The 19,029-nt window shown below is 73.8% G+C and carries 12 protein-coding genes; 2 read left to right on the forward strand and 10 right to left on the reverse strand.

Translation table 11 applies throughout. The features are described from left to right. Positions 1 to 2: 2 nt before the first annotated feature. From ACH4F6_RS16755 to ACH4F6_RS16800, 10 genes are all read right to left on the reverse strand, one after another. Positions 3 to 1,220, reverse strand: a complete 1,218-nt coding sequence (locus ACH4F6_RS16755) for an O-antigen ligase domain-containing protein (protein ID WP_397960894.1) — start codon at positions 1,218 to 1,220, stop codon at positions 3 to 5. Positions 1,221 to 1,236: 16 nt separating this feature from the next. After that, entirely contained in the window at positions 1,237 to 2,760 is a 1,524-nt protein-coding gene (locus tag ACH4F6_RS16760) for a right-handed parallel beta-helix repeat-containing protein (RefSeq protein ID WP_397960895.1), read from the reverse strand. Positions 2,761 to 2,768: 8 nt separating this feature from the next. Continuing rightward, positions 2,769 to 4,748, reverse strand: coding sequence for an alginate lyase family protein (locus ACH4F6_RS16765; protein WP_397960896.1), 1,980 nt, complete (start codon positions 4,746 to 4,748; stop codon positions 2,769 to 2,771). After that, the gene (locus ACH4F6_RS16770) at positions 4,745 to 6,925 is read right to left on the reverse strand and encodes a bi-domain-containing oxidoreductase (RefSeq protein ID WP_397960897.1); all 2,181 of its coding nucleotides are present in this window, start codon (positions 6,923 to 6,925) and stop codon (positions 4,745 to 4,747) included. Before ACH4F6_RS16770 ends, ACH4F6_RS16765 begins: the two co-directional genes overlap by 4 nt. 16 nt (positions 6,926 to 6,941) lie before the next feature. Further along, positions 6,942 to 8,873, reverse strand: a complete 1,932-nt coding sequence (asnB, locus tag ACH4F6_RS16775) for an asparagine synthase (glutamine-hydrolyzing) (protein WP_397960898.1) — start codon at positions 8,871 to 8,873, stop codon at positions 6,942 to 6,944. Between the two features lie 3 nt (positions 8,874 to 8,876). Continuing rightward, entirely contained in the window at positions 8,877 to 10,436 is a 1,560-nt protein-coding gene (locus tag ACH4F6_RS16780) for a Wzz/FepE/Etk N-terminal domain-containing protein (protein WP_397960899.1), read from the reverse strand. Further along, the gene (locus ACH4F6_RS16785; RefSeq protein WP_397960900.1) at positions 10,433 to 11,794 is read right to left on the reverse strand and encodes a Wzz/FepE/Etk N-terminal domain-containing protein; all 1,362 of its coding nucleotides are present in this window, start codon (positions 11,792 to 11,794) and stop codon (positions 10,433 to 10,435) included. Before ACH4F6_RS16785 ends, ACH4F6_RS16780 begins: the two co-directional genes overlap by 4 nt. Next, a complete protein-coding gene (locus ACH4F6_RS16790) occupies positions 11,791 to 13,071 on the reverse strand; it encodes a glycosyltransferase family 4 protein (RefSeq protein ID WP_397960901.1) in 1,281 nt (426 codons plus the stop codon). Before ACH4F6_RS16790 ends, ACH4F6_RS16785 begins: the two co-directional genes overlap by 4 nt. Next, positions 13,061 to 14,380, reverse strand: coding sequence for a nucleotide sugar dehydrogenase (locus tag ACH4F6_RS16795; RefSeq protein WP_397960902.1), 1,320 nt, complete (start codon positions 14,378 to 14,380; stop codon positions 13,061 to 13,063). Before ACH4F6_RS16795 ends, ACH4F6_RS16790 begins: the two co-directional genes overlap by 11 nt. Before the next feature lie 82 nt (positions 14,381 to 14,462). Beyond that, on the reverse strand, positions 14,463 to 15,941 hold the full coding sequence (locus tag ACH4F6_RS16800) for a sugar transferase (protein ID WP_397960903.1): 1,479 nt from the start codon (positions 15,939 to 15,941) through the stop codon (positions 14,463 to 14,465). Positions 15,942 to 17,021: 1,080 nt separating this feature from the next. Between ACH4F6_RS16800 and ACH4F6_RS16805 the strand changes: the two genes are divergently transcribed. Together ACH4F6_RS16805 and ACH4F6_RS16810 are read left to right on the forward strand one after the other, a co-directional pair. Next, on the forward strand, positions 17,022 to 17,714 hold the full coding sequence (locus ACH4F6_RS16805; protein ID WP_397960904.1) for a response regulator: 693 nt from the start codon (positions 17,022 to 17,024) through the stop codon (positions 17,712 to 17,714). Between the two features lie 293 nt (positions 17,715 to 18,007). Next, a complete protein-coding gene (locus tag ACH4F6_RS16810) occupies positions 18,008 to 18,928 on the forward strand; it encodes a universal stress protein (RefSeq protein WP_397960905.1) in 921 nt (306 codons plus the stop codon). Positions 18,929 to 19,029 lie beyond the last annotated feature (101 nt).

Below are 19,029 nucleotides of genomic sequence, written 5' to 3' on the forward strand. Positions count from 1 at the left end.
GATCAGCTCACCTCCCGATCCCGGGCCCAGCGCGGGATGCGTCGTTGGGGGACTGCGGGCGTCGCCGGCGGCGCGTCCGCGGCGGGTGCCGCGAGCAGCGAGGCGGCCAGGGCCAGGTGCAGCAGGTACGGCGAGGCGTCACCCAGTCCGGCCTCGGTGTACGACGAGATCGCGACGTAGCTGATCAGGAAGATCGCGCAGGCCCTCGGCAGCGACGGCGGCCGCAGCAACGCGATGCCGCCCAGCACGAGGAGGACCGCCGCCACGACGGCGGTGCCGGTCAGGCCCTGCTCGTGGTAGACGGCCAGCCAGCTGTTGTCGATCGGCAGCCCGTCGAACGACTTGTCGCCCAGGCCCGTGCCGAACAGTCGCTCCGAGGTGGTCCGGGGCGCTGCCAGCAGGGCGTCCCAGACCTTGGCCCGACCGGTGAGGCTGGTGAAGTTCTCCTGGCTCTGCCCGCGCAGGAACCACGTGCGCAGCGCGGAGGCGAACCCCACGGCGGCCACCGTGGCGACCAGCACCGCCCACGCGAAGAGCCGGCGTGCGGCGGCGCTGGTCAGGACGAGCGAGCCGATCGCCAGCACCAGCCCGACGAGCAGGCCGACCGTGGCCGTCCGGGTGTGGGTGAGCGCGAGCAGGACGAGCGACGGAACGATGATCATCGCAGCGCCGGCCCGGTCGGTCCGGCGGCCCAGCAGGAGCAGCACGGTGAGTCCGATGATCACCGCGGCGTACTGTCCGATCTGCGGCGGGGTGAGCGGCCACAACGCTCCGACGAGGCGTCCGCCGTAGAGCTCGGGCATGGCCGCGCCCGGTGAGACGGCCAGGCCGGCGGCCACCGACACGAGCACCGCGAAGTACATCCGGATGTGGTGGCGGACGAACGTCAGACCGCCGTCCCACCAGCGGGTGAGCAGCCACAGCGTGCCGACGAAGACGGCCAGCCGGGCGCAGCGGAACAGCGCGCCGAACCCGGACTCCAGGTCCGCGGTGGAGATCACGCTCGGCACCAGCAGCAGGGTGAGCAGGAACACGAAGGCGCTGGCTCGGATGCGCAGCCGGCGGTTGACCACGAGCGCCAGCGCGAAGGCGGCGGCCAGCGCGCCCATGGTGACCATCTGGATGAGGGAACGGGGCAGCGGGACGATGGTCCTGGCCCCGGCGGAGCCGAGGGTGTTGAGGGCCAGCAGCCCCCAGACGATCCCGACGGTCTTCGGCATGGGGTCCCCGCCCACCTCAACCACCGCCTTGCGGCTGGAAGGTGCTGCCCGCGTCCTGCTGGTACGGCGCGCCCTGCCACTGCCCCGGGGCGAGCACTCGGCTCGGGTCCCGGACGACGAATTCCCACGGCCCGCGGTAGACGTTGTCGTGCCAGCGGTTGTGCTGCTCGAGGGTGATCGCCTCGGCCACCCGGTCGCCCTTGTACGGAGACCAGTCCGGATAGGTGCCGTAGTTGGCCAGCACCGCCATGCGGTCGCACTTCACCGTGCAGTCGACGACGGACTTGTCCAGCACGAAGCGGTTGTCGTGGATGTCCACCCGCTGGGTCTTCCACCGGCAGTCGGAGTGGAGCGGTGCGGTGGCGATCGCCGGCTGCGCGCAGCGGTCGGCGTCCTTCACCAGCAACGTGCAGTCGCCCGACGAGGTGTTGGACGGGCTGTTGCAGAACCGGTCGGCGTTCTCCCACAGGGTGATCCCGTTCCAGTTGTCCTCCAGCACGTTCCGGTAGATCTCGATCTCGTCCGTGCGGGCCCGGACCCGTGGTTCGCCGCCGGCCTCGGACAGGTAGACGGTCCCGAACGGGAAGGTGTCGCCGCGGTCGGCGGACCTGCGGCCCTCGACCCAGTTGTTCCGCCGGATCGTGTTGTTCCGGATGACCGCGTTGTAGCTGATCTCGTAGATCAGCGCGGCGCCGTCGTTGGCCTCGAGCAGGTTGTTCTCGATGCGGAAGTCGTTGTTGTTGGTGTCCGCCCACAACCCGGGTCCGCGGTTGTCGTGCACCCAGTTGCCGCGTACGTCGGCGCCGTCGACGGCCCAGAACTTGACGCCTCCCGTGCAGCCGCAGCCCGGCCGGCGCTTCTCCCAGTCGTCCCTGTTGTTGTCCACGATCTCGTTGCCCTCGACCACCAGGTCGCCGATGCCGGTGGGCTTGTACGCGTTCAGGCCGTACTGACCGTTGCCGCGCAGGCAACTGGCGCGGACCCGCTGGCGGTTGCCTGCCATCAGCCCGCCGCCGGAGTTGTACTGGATCGTCGCGTGCTCGATCACCCACCCGTCGGCCGAGCCGTGGTTGACCACGCCCTCGTCGTGCGGCGCGACGAAGTGCTGCACGGTCAGGTGGCTGATGGTGACGTCGGGGGCACTGCCGCCGAACGCGTACTGGTTGGTCTCCTGGCCGTCGAGCACCGCGCCCGGCGCGCCGAGGTAGCGGTTGCCCTTCTTGGGGATGACCTGGGCGTAGCGTGCCGGCGCGAGCCGGTGCTTGCCCGGCCGGAGCCAGAACGTGGTGTTCGCAGGGCTGCTGTCGGTCTTCGCCGCCAGGTCGCCGACCACCGCGGGGTCGACCGTCACCGCGCCCGCCGGCGCCTTCGCCGGCCCGGCCGCGGGCTCGGCGCACACCCGGGCCACGGCCGGGGACGTGGAGGGCGCACCGGTCGGCTCCGTCCGGGCGTCCGGCGCGCCCGTACAGCCGGCCGCCGCCGGCAGGACCAGTACCAGAGGTGCCGCCGGCAGCGCCCAGCGCCGCCACTTGATCCCCACGCGCCCCCCTAGCCGCGGAACCTGAGCACGGTGGTGAACCCCTCCGCGCCGCCGGTGAAGCCGGTGCCGACCAGCACGGTGGCGGGTTCCTTGCGGCCGAAGCCGGCGGAGTACCAGCCCAGCGGCGGGTCGCTCTCGCCGCGGTGCGCCCGCCAGGTCAGCTGCCCGGGCAGGTCGAGCGCCGCGGAGCGGTCCTCGCCGTCCCGGGTCCAGGTGAGCACCGCCCGGTCGCCCACCAGGTCCGCGGTGATCGCCGGGCCGAGGTGGAACGCCAGCCGCACCTCCCGGCGCGGGCCGCGCACCTCGTCGACCACCCTCAGCTCCCGGCTCGCGGCCGTCAGCTCCACCCGGCGGCGGTGCACGGAGGGCCGGTAGCCGTCGTGCTCGGCGCACCAGCGGGCCGTCCCCCCGGCCGAGGCGCCGGACGCGTCCACGGCCAGGACCCGGCTCTCGGCGTGCCGGGTCCACAGGAACGGGCCGCCGGAGACGGACTGGTCGCCGCCGTCGAGTTCCAGGGTGTTGTGGCCGAGGGTCGACCGGAAGTACCTCCGCCACTCGGGCTGCCCGTGGTAGCAGAACGTCCCCGGGTCGGCGAGCACGTCGACCCCGTCGTGCCGGACCTCCACGGACAGCGCGTCCGCGTGGGCGTGCGCGGCGATGGACAGGAAGCCGTGCGGACCGCCGTCGCAGCGGCACCAGATCTCCTCCGGACCGCGCAGGACGGTGAGCCCCGCGTCGGCGAAGTGGGCCGGCCGGCTCGCCGGGCGGGACACGGCCGGCGCGGTCCCGTTCCTCGCGTACGGCCGGATGAGCGCGGCCAGCAGCGGGGTGCGCACATCGGTGCCGGTCACCGCCGGCCACCAGGCGAGCCGGCCGAACACGGCGTCCCCGGTGGCCAGCAGCGAGGCCCAGCGGTCGGTGCCCGCGCCGTCCACGACCAGACCGTGCCCGTCGTCCGCGTCCCCCTGGCGCGGCGGCCGTAACCGGTTGTCCACGACGGCCGCGAGCGCGTCGGTCATCCGCAGCAGCACCAGGCGGGTCGACGCGGGGACCGGTACGTCGGCGGCGTCCGCCTCGGCCACGGCCGCAAGGCCCAGTTCGAGGACCAGCCCGTGGTACTCGGTGGCCAGCTCACGGTTGAGACCGGAGAGGTAGGTGTTACCGCGCAGGTGCCGGTCCAACGACCGCAGCGCGTCGGCCCGCCAGCGTCCCGAGGCGGGGAACCACCCGAACGCGCAGGCCGCGGCGAACTGCCCGGCGGACTCGGCGATGACGTGGTTGTTCGCCGAGGACCCCCGGCTGGGGAAGGCGGCCAGCCAGCGCTGGTGGTGCCAGATCTGGTGCAGCGCCACCGGGTTGCCCTCGAACAGAGGGGCCGCGCCCGGCCAGCCGTCGAGCAGCCGGCGGATCCACACCCAGGACAGCAGCCGGATCCCCAGCTCGATGCCGCTGGTCCAGTGCACCCCGCGCAGCGGCGGGTCGGCCGCCCACCACGACCGCAGGTGCCCGGCCACCCGCTCGGCGTACCGCTCGTCCCCGGTGACCGCGTAGGCGGCGGCGAGCACGGTGAGGTACTGGTGCCGGGACGGCTCCCAGATCTGCTTGATGTCCCCGACCGCGTCCTCGTCGCGGTACGGCACGTCGAAGGCGTAGCCCGACGGAGCGCGGCGCCCGGTCCTCGGGTCGCGGAACCAGTCCGGGTCGGCCAGGTCGTCGCGGACCACGCCGAAGTACTCGGCGTGCCCGTCCATGAGCCGGTCCGCCTCGGCGACGAGGCGTTTCGCGGCGTCCGGCGGCACCGCGGCGAGCGTCCCCGCGGGCAGTACCGCGGTGAACCGGGCGCCGGTCACGTCCGGGCACTTCGGCGGTGGCGCCGACCGCCACCGCCGCCTGCGCACCGCGTCGACCGTCCGGCCGCCGACCTCCCGCGGCCCCATCCGGGACAGCCGCCGCAGGTACCAGCCCGGACTCCCCGAGCTCGCGGTCATCGCGCCTCCGCCAGCGTCACCGGCGCGCCGGAGGCCAGGCCGGCCTGCACGGCGAGGGTGGCCGCCGTGGTGGCGACCAGCGACCGGAGCGGCACCGGCATCGGCCCGCCGGTCCGCACGGCCTTGACGAACGCGGCCAGTTCGGCGTTCTGGCCCTTGTCCCGGGCCCTGGGCAGCCGTGAACTGACCCAGCGCTTCCGGCCGTACACCGAGGCACGCACGAAGTCGTCGAGCCGCAGCGCACGGCCGTCCGCGATCAGGTCCAGCGTCTCCTTCGGGAAGCCGGACGGGCCGGAGGTGACGTAGCTGATGGTGGCGGTGGACCCGTCCGGGTAGCGCAGCACGATCTGCAGGTCCTCGTTGCCGGACGGGGCGGTCGCGTACACGGACACCGGGTCGGCGTCGAGCAGCCAGCTCGCCGTGTCGATGAAGTGTCCGCCCTCACCGGCGAACCGCGATCCCTCGGTGCCCTGCCGGAGGTACCAGCTGCCGTGGTCCAGGCGTCCCGCGTTGACCAGGTAGCGGAGGTTGGCCGGGCCGCTCCGGGCGCCGAAGCGCTGCCTGGCCTCCTGCAGCAGCGGTGCGAACCGGCGGTTGAAGCCCACCTGCAGCCGGTCGTTGCCGGACTCCTCCACCGCCGCGAGCACGCCGGCCAGTTCGTCCTCGGTGAGGGCGAGGGGCTTCTCCACGAACACGGTCTTGCCCGCGAGCAGCGCCTTGCGGGTCAGCTCGGCGTGCGAGCTGTGCCGGGTGACCACGAACACCGCGTCGACGGACTCGTCGCCGAGCACGGCGTCGAGGTCGGTGGTCGCCCGGGCGAAGCCGAACTTCCGCTGCGCGTTGGCCGCGGACAGCGCCGTCGTGGTGACGACGGTCGACAGCTCGACGCCGTCGCGCTGCGCCAGGTGCGGCAGCAGCATCGACGTCGCGTAGTTGCCCGCGCCGACGAACGCGAGCCGCACGGGCGACTTGGCGAGCCGGGCCGGAGCGGTCTGCACGTCGACCGCGGGCACGGCCACCGACGGAGCCGCCGGTTCCTCCGCCTCCGCCGTGTGTCCGGGGTACCGGAACAGCACGGCCACGGCCTTCAGGTCGCCGTCCTTCAGGCTCCGGTACGTCTCGACGGCGTCGTCGAAGTCGGCGATGTGCGAGATCAGGGGTTCCACGTCGACGCTGCCGCGGGCGAGGAGATCGAGGAAGCACGTGAGGTTGCGGCGCTCGGTCCAGCGCACGTAGCCGATCGGGTAGTCGCGCCCCTCGAGCTCGTACGACGGGTCGTAGCGCCCGGGGCCGTACGAACGCGAGAACCGGACGTCGAGCTCCTTCTCGTAGTACGCGTTCCACGGCAGGTCCAGACGGCACTTGCCGATGTCGACGACCCGGCCGCGGTCCCGGCAGAGCCGGGCGGCCAGCTCGACGGGCTGGTTGCTGCCGCCGCCGGCGGCCAGGTACACCTGGTCCACGCCGTGCCCGCCGGTGAGTTCGGCGACGGCACTCTCCACGGCCGCGGAGGCGGGGTCGCCGCAGGCCGCGGCGCCCAGGCGCTCGGCGAGTCCGCAGCGCGCCGGGTCGGGGTCGGCGCCCACGACGCGGGCTCCCGAGGCGACGAGGAGCTGCACCACCAGCTGCCCGATCAGTCCGAGACCGATGACCAGCGCCACCTCGCCCAGCTGCGGCTCGCCCTGGCGGACGCCCTGCAGCGCGATGGACCCGACGGTGCCGAAGGCCGCGTGCCGAGGCGCGAGCCCGTCGGGGACGGGGGAGCAGAGGTTCTTCGGCACCCAGTTCAGCTCGGCGTGCAGCGCGTGCTCGTTGCCCGCGCAGGCCACGAGGTCGCCGGCCTTCACGTCGTCGATGCCGGCGCCGACCTGCTCGACCACCCCGCACAGCGAGTAGCCCAGCGGCGTGTAGGAGTCCAGCTTGCCCATCACCTTGCGGTAGGTGGCGGGCAGCCCGTTGGTGGCCACGCTCTGCACGACCTTGGCCACCTGGTCCGGCCGGGAGCGGGCCTTGCCCACCATCGACATGCCGGCCTCGGACACCTTCATGAGCTCGGTCCCGGTGGAGATCAGCGAGTAGGCGCTGCGGACCAGCACACCGCCCGGCTTGCACCCCGGCACCGGCACGTCGAGCAGGGCCAGCTCGCCGCTCTTGTAGTTCTGTACGACCTGTTTCACCGAAGTCCTCTTGTCTCTACGCCGTCAGGGAGTTCTGGCCGGACCCGGACGTCGCGCCGCGGTACCAGTACTCGAGGGTCAGCACGTGCCACAGATGTTTGGAGAAGTCCCGCTGCCCGGCGGCGTCCTCGGCGACCATGCGCGCCAGCGCGTCGCGGCGCAGGAGCCCGGAACCGACGAGCGCGCCGTCGTGGATCACCTCGCGCACCAGCGGCGCCAGGTCCCGGCTCATCCAGGCCCGCAGCGGGGCGCTGAACAGGCCCTTGGGCCGGTACACGATCTCCCGGGGCAGGACCGAGCAGGCCGCCTCCTTGAGGACGGCCTTGCCCTGCCGTCCGACGATCTTGCGGTCGCCGGGCACGGCGAACGCCGCCCTGACCACCTCGACGTCCACGTACGGCACCCGCACCTCGGTCGACGCGGCCATGCTGGAGCGGTCCGTGTACGCGAGGTTCAGGCCCGGCAGGAACATCCGGGCGTCGCCCAGGCACATGCGGTTGACGAAGTCGTCGAGGTCGTTGTCCCGGTAGACGTCCGCGTGCTCGGTCAGCACGTCCTCGACCGCCGGGGCCAGGTCCGGATCGACCAGGCCCAGCAGCTCCTCCCGGTCGTACAGGGTGTAGCTGCGCCGGAACGCGGTCTCCTCCGGCAGGTCGGCGAAGGACAGGAACCGCTTCGCGAAGCGCACCGACCGGTACCCCCGGCGGCTCGTGGCGACCGGCAGCCGGTCCACGGCCGCGGACACCCCGCGCCGCAGGGGCCGCGGGACGCGCTGGTAGCGCAGCGCGAGCAGGTTGGCCAGGTGCTTGCGGTAACCGGCGAACAGCTCGTCGGCGCCCATCCCCGAGAGCATCACCTTGACCCCGGCCTCCCGGGCGGCCGAACAGATCAGGAACGTGTTGATCGCGGCGGGGTCCCCGATCGGCTCGTCCAGGTGGTACGTCATCCGCGGCAGCAGGTCGAGCACGTCCGGGGCGATCTCGATCTCGTGCAGGTCGACGCCGAACCGCTCGGCCACCCGCCGGGCGTGGCGCAGGTCGTCCGGCATCGCCTCGAACCGGGCGTCCTCGGCGCGGAACCCGATCGTGTAGGCGGAGATCCCGGGCCGGTGACGGGCCGCCAGCGCGGTCAGGTAGCTGGAGTCGAGACCGCCGGAGAGGAAGGTCGCCACGGGGACGTCCGACAGCAGGTGCCGTCGGGTCGACTCCTCGACGACGGCGGCGAGGTCCGGCCGCTCGCCGGCCCGGGCCCGCTCCCGCCCCTCGGCGGCGACGTCCCTCAGGTTCCAGAACCGGCCGCGCTCCACCCGGCCGTCGGGCCGGCACCGCAGCCAGCTTCCCGGCGGCAGCTTCTCCGCCTCGCGGAACGCGCACCGCGAGTCCGGCACCCAGTAGTACAGCAGCGAGGCCACCAGCGCCGCGTGGTCCACCTCCAGCGACCCGCCGGTCACGGCGGCGAGCGCCTTGAGCTCGGAGGCGAACACCAGGCCCTCGCCGCGCCGGAGCAGGAACAGCGGCTTGACGCCGAGCTGGTCGCGGGCGAGCACCAGCTCACCGGTGCGCTCGTCGAAGATCCCGAACGCGAACATGCCGCGCAGCCGGGGCAGGCAGTCCGTGCCCCAGCGCCGCCAGGCCTCCAGCAGCACCTCGGTGTCGGAGGTGCCGCGGAAGCGCACCCCGGCGGCCGCCAGCTCGGCGCGCAGCTCGGGCGCGTTGTACAGCTCGCCGTTGTACGTCAGGACGAGGCCGCCCGAGACCATCGGCTGGGCGCCGGTCCCGGACAGGTCGACGATGGCCAGCCGGCGGTGCCCGAGGTGCACCTCGCCGTCACCGGCGGGATGGCTGTACCGGCCCGCCCCGTCCGGGCCGCGGTGGGCGAGGGTGTCGGTGAGCCGGTCGGTCACGGCCTTCCCGTCCGGCCACCGGTACGTTCCTGCGATGCCACACATGTCCTACCGCGCCTCCTGGTCGCTGTCCGGGACCCGTGCGGCCGGCGTCGGCAGCCGCTCCGTCCGCAGCCGGTCCTCCCCCACTGCCTGGACGGCGTGGGAGGTGCCCCCACCGTTCCTTCGGGCCGGCCGCTCGCCCTGGCCGCGCAGCGCGGTGCGCGGCCCGTCCCACAGCGTGCCGTCGGTCCGGTCCCGCGGATCGGGGTCGATCAGCACCACGCCGATCACCGGGATGCTCTGTTCCGCGAGCTGCCGCGCCACGGTGTGCAGCCAGGCGGCGCTGCCGTGCCCGGCCCGCACGACGAGCACGGTCCGGGTGCCGAGGTACTGGAGGTCGGTCCACGCGGTGCCGGGCGCCACCGAGCCGACGCCGAGCCGACGTGCCCGGGGCGACACGGCCGCGGCGGCATCCACGTCGCTGACCACGGTGAGGTCCCCCGGCTGCGGGCGGCGCTCGGCGAGCTGCCGGCCGGGCAGACCGTCGACGACGACCACCGGCCCCTGAGCCGCCAGCGCCCCGGCGAGGTCCAGGGCGATCACGCTCGCGCTGCGCGCACAGCCCAGTTCCAGCAGCGACACCGGTTCCGCGGAGCCGCGCACGGTGCGGGCCAGGGACGCGGTGAGCCGTGTCCGTGCCGCCCGGACCTGCCGGCGCCGCCACAGCCAGGGCGACCTGCGGGGCAGTTCCGCGATGACCGAGGCGCCGAGGTTCGCCGCGATCTCCCGGCGCAGCACGGGGCGGTCCGCCACCACCGCGGAGACCGCGGCGACCGCGAGCCCGAGGGCGAGCCCGAGGACGAGCCCGATCGCGGCGTCGGTGGCGGCGGTCCTGGGCAGGGAGTGCCGTACCGCGCGCGGTGCGTCCACGATCTGCGTGCCGGCGACGAGCCGGGGCGTGCCCATGCGCGCCTCCGCGGCACGCTGGTCGAAATCGGCGATCCGCGAGGTGAGTTCGGCCCGGCGGGCGAAGAGCGACTCGAGGTCCGCCGACGCCGTCGGGTCGCTCTCCGGCGGTCCGTCCCCGATCGCCGCGTTGACCTGGGCGAGTTCTTTCCGCATGCGGTCACGCTGGTCGAGCAGGCTCTTGGCCTCGGCGTTCGCGCCTTCCTGTATCCGCCTCACGTGGTCCGCGACGAACGCGTCGGCCAGCGCCTCGGCGCGGGCCACCGCTTCCGCGTCGCTGTCACCTGTCGCATGGATCTGCAGCAGGTTGTTGGTCAAGCCGATCCCCCCGTAGTCCTCCATGAAGTCCTCCGGTTCCTCCCGGGACCCGAGGGCCTGCAGGGCCTTGCCGGCGATCCGCGTGGTCTGCAGCAGCGCGACGTCGGTGCGGATCAGCGTTCCGGTGTCGTTCGGCTGGTCCTCCTGGTGCGCCACCAGCACCTTGGTCGTCGCGGTCGGCGGCGGCGGCAGCAGGACCGCCACCGCCGCGCCGGCCAGCAGTCCCAGCAGTGCCAGGGAGCACCAGAGGCGACGGCGCCTGCGCACCGCCACCACCAGCGCCTGCAGGTCCAGCAGCGGAGGAGCGGCGGCCGACGGCTCCGAAGTCCTGCTCGTCGTCACACCGGACCTCCCGTCGCGTGGCCGCGCACCGCGAGCGCCGGAGCGTCCTCGTCGGGAGGAGGGGCGGCGGACCGTTTCGGGCGGTCCCGGACCGTGCCGGCGACGACGGCGCCGACGACGTCGTGCCCCGCGTCCGCGCACGCCTCGGCGATGCCGGCGAGCTCCCCCGCGGTCCAGCTGCCCGCGCTGAGCACGACCAGGGCGCCGGACTCGTCGGCGCGGTCCGGCACCATCGGCCGGGAGACCGAGACCTCCGTCACCCGCAGCAGCGGATCGCTCCCGGCCTCGGTGGCGAGCTGCCCGGCGGCCCGGCGGGCGGTCTCGTCGCCGTCCGGGACGACGACCAGCAGCCGCCGGGGGGCCGGCAGCCGGTCCCGGAGGCGGGCGCACATCCGCCGGTAGCGGATCTGCCGGCCGGCCTCGTCGCCGGACGTCTGCGGGGTCGGTGTGTCCCACCGGACGTCGACGCCCAGCAGCCGGCGGATCCGGGCCCGCGGGCCGCGGCCCTCCGGCCGGCGCGCGGGCCGTTCCCCCGGCACGTCGACGGTCCCCAGCAGCACCGAGCCCAGCGCCGCGGCGATCTCCGGTTCGGTGCGCAGCCGGCGACTCATCCGCGCGGCGGCGAGATGACCGACGACCGTGAGCAGGAAGAACAGCAGCGCCCCGGCGACGACGAGCTGCGTCCTCGTCGGCGGTGCCTCGCCGGCCGGCCGGGCCGCCGGCCCCATGACGACCAAGTCGGCCCGGTCGGTCGCCGGGTCGGCCTCGTCCAGCCTCTTCATGGCCTCCTGCAGCGCGGTACGCAGCTTCTCGAGCTCGGTGCGGGCCTGCACGCTCTCCACGGTCCGCCCCGGATCGGCCGCCTCGGCCAGGTCGGTGATGTGGCGGTTGGTCTGCTCCACCCTCTTGCGCAGTTCCTCGGGCCCGGCCGTCGCTTCGGGGTCGTCGCCCGCGAGCCGCGCGGCGAAGGCGACGTACTGCTGGGCCACCTGGTCGGAGAGCCGCTGCGCACGCTCCGGGGTGTCGGCCGTGCCCGAGATCTTGATGATGTTCCCGTCGGTGGTCCTGGCGCTCACCCGGTCCCGCAGCTCGCTGCCGCCGACCCCGGTCCAGCCGAGCGTGGCGGCCGCGCGGTCGACCACCACCGAACTGGTCGCGATCTCCGTCTGGGTCAGCAGCTCGCGCTCCTCCCACGCCCCCGGCAGCAGCACCGACGCCGACGTCGTGTACCGCGGTGGAACGAGCAGCGAGGTGCCGTAGCCGACCAGCGCGCCCACCAGGGTGAGAACGGTGAGGAGCCGCCGGCGCCGACGGACAATCCGCCCGATCGTGACCAGGCGTATCGTGTCATCGCTCAACGGCGCGGCCTCCTCCGTGCCCGGTCCGGGCCGCCCTTCGGCGCCGGAGCGTGGTCACGGCAGGCAGCGGTGTAGGCGGCGAGCAGCGACGCTTGCGAGTTCCGCCAGGAGAGCGGCCCGTTGATCCGCTCCTGGCCGATCTTGCCCATGTGGGCCCTTTTCTCCGGATCGTCCAGCAGCAGCGCGATGAGCCCGGCGAACTCGGCCTCGTCATCGGCGGGCGCGTAGACGGCGGCGTCGCCGGCGGAGACCCGCGCCTCCTTCAGGTCGAACGAGACGATCGGCCGGCCCATCGCCATGTACTCCAGGACCTTGTTCATGGTCGACACGTCGTTGAGCGGATTGCGCGGGTCGGGGGAGAGGCACACGTCCGCGGTGGACAGGTAGCGCACCAGGTCGGCGTCCGGGACGCGCCCGGTGAACTGCACCTGTTCGGAGAGCCCGAGCCGCCGGGACAGCTCCACCATCGCGTCGAAGGCGTCGCCGGCGCCGACGAACACCGCGTGCCAGTCGGTCCGCCCGAGCTCGTCGCGCAGCTTCGCCAGGGCCCGCAGGGCGTAGTCGACGCCGTCCTGAGGGCCCATGACACCGAGGTAGCACAGCAGATGAGGCTTGCCGCGCTTCAACTCCGGCTCGGGCGGCACCGGTCGGAACCGGTCGGTCTGGGGCGCGCTGCGCACCACGAAGACGTCCGCCGGCCGCCGGCCGCCGCGGCGCACCGCGACGTCCCGGTAGCTCTCGTTCGTGGCGAGCACGACGTCCGCGGCCCGGTAGGTCATGCGTTCCAGCGCGCACACGCCGCGGTAGAGCAGGTCCTGGCCGCGGCCGAACCGGGAGAGGTACAGCTCGGGCACCAGGTCGTGCTGGTCGAAGACGAACCGCGCCCCGCGCCGCTTCATCCACAGCGCCGGCAGGAACAGCAGGTCGGGCGGGTTGCAGGCGTGGACCACGTCGACCGGGCCGACCTTCCGGGCCAGCCGGACCGTGTGCCACAGCGCCGATCCGTACTCCCGCAGGTAGCCGGCCGGCCCTCCGGTGGCCGCGCGCAGCGGGTAGCGGTGGATGCGCACCCCGTCGATCACCGCCTCCGCCTCCGTGTCCCGCTTGCTCCCCCGGGGGCAGATGACGTGCACCTCCCAGCCCGCGTCGCGCAGCGTCGTGCACTCCTGCCACACCCGCCGGTCGAACGGCACCGACAGGTTCTCCACCAGGATCAGCGCGCGCCGGCCCGGCCGGTCTCCGCCGGCCGTGTCACCGAACGATGTGTCACCAAGCAAGGCCCATGTATCCCGGTTCGGCCCGGCGCGCCTCGGCGTCGGGAAGGCGGACGAGGTCGACGATCACCGGGCCGTCGCCGCCACGGGGCAGCGCCGACAGCACGTCCGGGTCCCTGGTCCCGACCAGGCACACCTCGGCGTGGTCGAGCACCTCGTCGACGGAGTCCGCGAGCAGCTGCGCGAGGTGCGGCAGCCGGGTCTCGATGTACTCGCGGTTCGCGCCGAGCAGCCGGGAGAGGCTCACGTTGGCGTCGTAGATCTTCAGGTCGTAGCCCTTGCCGAAGAGCCTCTCCGCCAGCTCGACGAGCGGGCTCTCGCGGAGGTCGTCGGTGCCGGGTTTGAAGGACAGGCCGAACAGGCCCGCCCGGCGCTTGCCGGTGCGCTCGACCAGCTCCACCGCGCGCTGCAGGTGGTCGGTGTTGGAGGGCAGCACGTGGGCGAGGATGGGCACCGAGACGTCGGCCCGTTGCGCCGCGTGGACCAGGCTGCGCAGGTCCTTGGGGAGGCAGGACCCGCCGAAGGCGAAGCCGGGCCGCAGGTAGGCGGGGCTGATGTTGAGCTTGCGGTCGGCCAGGAACACGTCCATCACCTGGTGCGAGTCCACCCCGAGCGCCCGGTACACCGCGCCCAGTTCGTTCGCGAAGCCGATCTTGAGGCCGTGGAACGCGTTGTCCGCGTACTTGATCGCCTCGGCCGTCGGGACGGGCACCCGGAACACCTCGCCGGGCAGACCGTCGTACAGCGCGAGCACCGCGTCGCCGCTCGCCGGGTCGAGCTCGCCGATGACGGTCTTGGGCGGGTCGAAGAAGTCCCGCACGCTCGTGCCCTCGCGCAGGAACTCCGGGTTGACCGCGACCCCGAGGTCCACCCCGGCCGTGCCGCCGACGTGCTTCTCCAGGATCGGCACCAGCAGGTTCAGGCAGGTGCCCGGGAGCATGGTGCTGCGGAACACGACGGTGTGCCGCCCGCCCCGCTCGGCCAGCGCGGCGCCGATCTGCTCGGTGACCCGCTCCAGGTACGTGGTGCACAGGCTGCCGTTGGGTTCCGACGGCGTGCCCACGCAGACCAGCGAGATCTCGCTGCCCGCGATCGCCTCGCGGACGTCGTCGGTGGCGCGTAACGCTCCGGTCCGCACGACCTCGGCTATGAGCTCGCCGATCCGTTCCTCGACCACCGGGGCCCTGCCGTCGTTGACCAGGTCGACCTTCACCTGGTTCACGTCCACCCCGATGACCTCGTGGCCCATGCTGGCCAGGCACGCGGCCGACACGCAGCCCACGTAGCCGAGCCCGAAAACACTGACTCTCATGACCCGTTCCTCCCCCCACGCAGGCCCTCGTGGCCTGCGGTCCGCGCGCCGGCGGGACCGTCGAGTCGCGGTCCCCGGCGCATCAGTAGGCCCCCTGGCCGTGGAGCACCGCACGCAGCGTCTTCCACAAGATCACTGTGTCCAGGGCGAGCGACCAGTCCTCCACGTACCGCAGGTCCAGCCGGACCGCCTCCTCCCACGACAGGTCGCTGCGTCCGCTGATCTGCCACAGGCCGGTGAGTCCGGGCTTGACCAGCAGCCGGCGCCGCATGTCCGGGCCGTACGCGGCGCACTCCTCCGGTAACGGAGGCCGCGGACCGACGAGCGACATCGATCCGGTGAGGACGTTGAAGAGCTGCGGGAGCTCGTCGATCGAGTACCGGCGCAGCACCGTTCCCACCCGGGTCACCCGCGGGTCCCGGCGGAGCTTGAACAGCGGGCCGGCGCCCTCGTTGAGGTCGGCCAGTTCGGCACGCGCCCGGTCGGCCCCGGCGACCATGGTGCGGAACTTGAGCATGGTGAACTCGCGGCCGTCCTTGCCGACCCTGCGCTGGCGGTAGAACGCCCCGCCCCGGCTGTCCATCAGCACGAGCAGCCCGACGAGCACCATCAGCGGCGCGAACAGCATCAGCAGAATCGTTGCGCCCATCCGGTCGACGACCCCTTTGACCGCGCGGCGGCCGCCGGTGAAGGCCGGCATGCTGACCCGCAGCAGCGGGATCCCGAGCACCGCGTCGACGTGCAGCCGGGGGCCGGCCACCTCCATCAGCACGGGGGCCACGACCATCTCGGCGTCGCTGCCCTCGAGGTTCCAGGCCAGCCGCTGCAGCCGGTCCGGTGACCAGTGCGGGTCGGGGGTGACCGCGACGACGCGGTAGCCGTCGCGGCGGACGTGGCCCGCGACGTCCGCCAGCCGGCCGACGACCGGCACTCCGTCCAGCCGGTCGCCGTCGAGCCCGGGACCGTCCGTCGTGCACACCGCGTCCACCCGCCAGCCGAGGTGCGGGAACTTGCGGGTCCGGGTGATCAGGTCGCGCACGGTGGCCGGGCTCCCGGCGGCGAGCACCGGCCGCAGGCACCGCCCTTCCTTCCGCTGGTTGTGCAGCGAGAGGCGCAGCAGGTACCGCGCGGTCATGGTGACGAGCGCGATCGCGGGGATCGCGACGAAGATCCAGAGTTTGATGTTGCGGGACGTGAGGGCGATCCCGCCGAGCGCCAGGACGACGGTCGCCGCGAACAGGGAGCGTCCGAGCCGGCGGAACTCCTCCGCGCCCTGGCCGAGCACGGCCGGAGCCCACGCCCGGCTCACCGCGAGCGCCCCCAGCACCAGCAGCCAGGTGCCGAAGGCGAGGATCCCCCACTTCTCGTGCCAGTTGGCCGCGTCCCGGGCCCCGAAGAAGTTGCCGATCGCCGCCACCACGAAGGCGGTGGCCAGGGCATCGCTGGTGATCACGGTACGGCGGTACCGCTGCTCCCAGTCGCTCGCGGGCCGGACGACCGCCCCGTTCGCCGGACGCCCGCGCGTCGGCGGGGCAGGGCTGACCAACCCCCCTTGCCGCACAGAACCCCCCAGGTCCCCAGTGGTTCGACGTGCTTCGCCTAACACTGTCCCTCCCCCCGGGAGGCCCCCGCCTCCCGCACTGTTCCTCCCCTCGGGAGGCCCCCGCCCCCCGCGCCGCGCTGTTCCTCTGCGCGGGAGGCCCCCGCCCCCCGCGCACGCATGACATCCCGGCTGTGCCGGAGCTACGCGAACAACTCGCCCCGGCGGCAGCGGACTCGCACGTCCGGCCGGACTCCCGAGGTGTGCGGGAACTCGTCGGACCCCGGGTGCTCCCCGCATCCGAGGCCCCTGTCGGGCTCCGAGAACCGATCACCCCCACGTCGGCGCCGGGGACGTGACTGCTGGCTTTCCCTGACGTCGGACCTATTGATCATTAACGGTCGCCTCGTGTCCGAACAGCTGAAGCACGGTCAATCTAGACCATCGGGGCCAGTATGAAGAGAGGGATGTGTGGAATTTGTGCTCAAGATTTGAAACCGGGTCCACCGACCGGTAACGGCCCGCGGACCCCCGGGCCGGACGGGGAGTCCGCCCCGGACGGCGAGGCGCGCGGCTTGATCCCGCCGGTGTCCGGCGGCACCTTCGAAGGCGGGCACGACCGGCCCGACGTCCGGCGCGGGGCGGGCCTGAGCGAACGCGTGACGCCCGTCGCCCCGCAGGGCCTGGCCGGAGGGCCCGGGAACAGGACCTGATCCGGGGGTGCCCCGCGGGGACCGGTCGCGCGTCCTCCCGGTGGCTTCGCACGGGGAGCGCGCGGCGATTCCGGAGCCGGCCCGACCGGGCCCGCGGCCCGTGGTTCCCCGGCGACGGCCACGGTTCGACCTGTCGCCGGTGGAGGGAGGGACCCCGCCCGGGCCGCGGTCTCCGGCGGTCCGGCGGCGCGTCGCGTGCCGGCGCCGACGGACCGGCCGCACCGGCCCGTTCCCGCCGCACCAGGGTGGCCGCCGGCAGCAGGGATCATGGAGGATGCCAGGGCCGAACGGCCCGGGCTTCCGGCCCCGAGGCGGGAAGAGGGCCGAGCCGTACGCCGGTCGGGCCCGGGGACGGGCACCGGCACGAACACGGGACGAGGAGCATGACATGGCGGACAACGAGCGGTCCGGCCCCGGCGATCCGATCCGGGTCTTCCTGCTGGACGACCACGAGGTGGTACGGCGCGGGGTGCGCGACCTGCTGAACGACGAACCGGACATCACCGTGGTCGGCGAGGCCGGCACGGTCGAGCAGGCGCTGGTGCGCGTGCCCGCGCTGCGCCCGCAGGTCGCGGTCCTCGACGTGCGCCTGCCGGACGGCGACGGCGTGACCGTCTGCCGTGAACTGCGCTCCCACATGCCCGACCTGGCCTGCCTGATGCTGACCTCGTTCGACGACGAGGAGGCCCTCCTGGACTCGATCATGGCGGGCGCGTCCGGGTACGTGCTGAAGCAGATCCAGGGCACCGACCTGGTGTCGGCCGTCCGCACGGTGGCCCGGGGCCAGTCCCTGCTCGACGCGAGCGCCACCACCAGGCTGATGGCGCGCCTGCGCGGCGGGCAGCAGAAGGAGGAGGAGCCGGACGCCCTGCCGGGACTGACGGAACGCGAGCGGGAGATCCTGGCCCTGATCGGCGAGGGAATGACGAACCGTCAGATCGGTCAGCGGCTCTACCTCGCCGAGAAGACGGTGAAGAACCACATCTCCCGCCTGCTGGCCAAGCTCGGCGTCGAACGGCGCGTCCAGGCCGCCGTCATCGCCACCCAGGTACAGGACCGGCTGCGGCAGCAGGGCGGCTGAAGGCCGGCCGCCGCCCCGGCGGCGGAGGCGTCCCGGTCACGGCCGGCCGCGACACCGGCGGTCCGGCCGGCGGTCCGGCCGCCGTCGGCGCCCTCGACGCCGCGCACGCCGTCGTCCACGGGGCCTCGGGACCTTCACGGGACCTGAACTCGCCACGGTGGTAAGGCCCTTCGGCCGCGGGCCGGTGGGCCGGACGCCGAGAGGACCATCGGCCGCCGGACCGGGACCGGTGACCCCTGCCGTCACGGCCGTGCGCGACGAAGACTGGAGGCATCCTGAAGGAGGTCCTCCCCATGACCCGCACCGTCACCGCCGGACTGGACGGCTCGCCGGCGAGCCTCGCCGCCGCCGACTGGGCCGCCCGCGAAGCACAGCTGCGCGACCTGCCCCTGCGGCTGGTGAACGCCTGGCAGTGGCAGCCCCCCGCCTACGCCCCGACGGCCGGGCTCGGCGTGCCGGTGCCGCCGGCCGACCTCCAGCGCACGGCGGCGCGGCGCCTGCTGGACGAGGCACGGACCCGTGTCGCCCGCCACCGCCCCGACCTGCGGACCGACGTGGAGGAGCTGTCCGGGACGCCCGTCGCGGCCCTGCTGAAGGCCGCCGAGGACGCCGAGCTGCTGGTCCTGGGGTCCCGCGGTCCGGGCCGGGTCACCGGATTCCTGGCCGGTTCCGTCTCCCTCGCCGTCCTCGCCCGGTGCGAGCGGCCGGTGGTCCTCGTGCGCTCCGCCGAGCACGGTGAGGAGGAGCCGTCGCCGGAGCGCCCGGCCCCCGGACCGCCCGCCGCCACCGACCACCGCGACGTCGTTCTCGGCCTCGACCTGAGCAAGCCCGACAGCACGGTGATCGGCTTCGCGTTCGACGCGGCTTCGCGGCGCTCGGCGCGCCTGCGGATCGTCCACGGCTGGACGCCGCCGCCCTACCACCACGGCGGCGAGCTCATGCCCGACCTGAACGAGGAGATGGCGGCGCGGGTGCGACGCGAACTGTCCGGCGTGCTGCGACCGTGGCAGGAGAAGTACCCCGCCGTGGAGACCGGCGCGCAGACCACGGTCGGCGGAGCGGGCCGCCACCTCGTCGACGCCTCCCACGACGCGTCGCTGGTGGTCGTGGGCCGGCAGATCCGCCGGGCGGCGGTCGGCACGCACATCGGGCCGGTGGTCCAGGCCCTGCTGCACCATTCCGCCGCTCCGGTGGCGGTGGTCCCGCACGACTGACCGCGGTCCGGAGCGACGACCTCTGGACCTTCGGCGGGGCCGGGGGTCAGGGGGGGGGGGCCGGGGGGGGGGGCGCGCGGGGGGCGCGCGCCCCGCGGGCC

The sequence above is a fragment of the Streptomyces sp. NPDC017936 genome (assembly GCF_044328485.1).
Taxonomy (GTDB): Bacteria; Actinomycetota; Actinomycetes; order Streptomycetales; family Streptomycetaceae; genus Streptomyces.

Excerpts from the sequence above, each read along its gene's own strand:
- ACH4F6_RS16755 (WP_397960894.1), bottom strand. The coding sequence starts at position 1,220 with ATGCCGAAGACCGTCGGGATCGTCTGGGGGCTGCTGGCCCTCAACACC.
- ACH4F6_RS16765 (WP_397960896.1), bottom strand. The coding sequence starts at position 4,748 with ATGACCGCGAGCTCGGGGAGTCCGGGCTGGTACCTGCGGCGGCTGTCC.
- asnB (WP_397960898.1), bottom strand. The coding sequence starts at position 8,873 with ATGTGTGGCATCGCAGGAACGTACCGGTGGCCGGACGGGAAGGCCGTG.
- ACH4F6_RS16795 (WP_397960902.1), bottom strand. The coding sequence starts at position 14,380 with ATGAGAGTCAGTGTTTTCGGGCTCGGCTACGTGGGCTGCGTGTCGGCC.
- ACH4F6_RS16805 (WP_397960904.1), top strand. The coding sequence starts at position 17,022 with ATGGCGGACAACGAGCGGTCCGGCCCCGGCGATCCGATCCGGGTCTTC.
- ACH4F6_RS16810 (WP_397960905.1), top strand. The coding sequence starts at position 18,008 with ATGACCCGCACCGTCACCGCCGGACTGGACGGCTCGCCGGCGAGCCTC.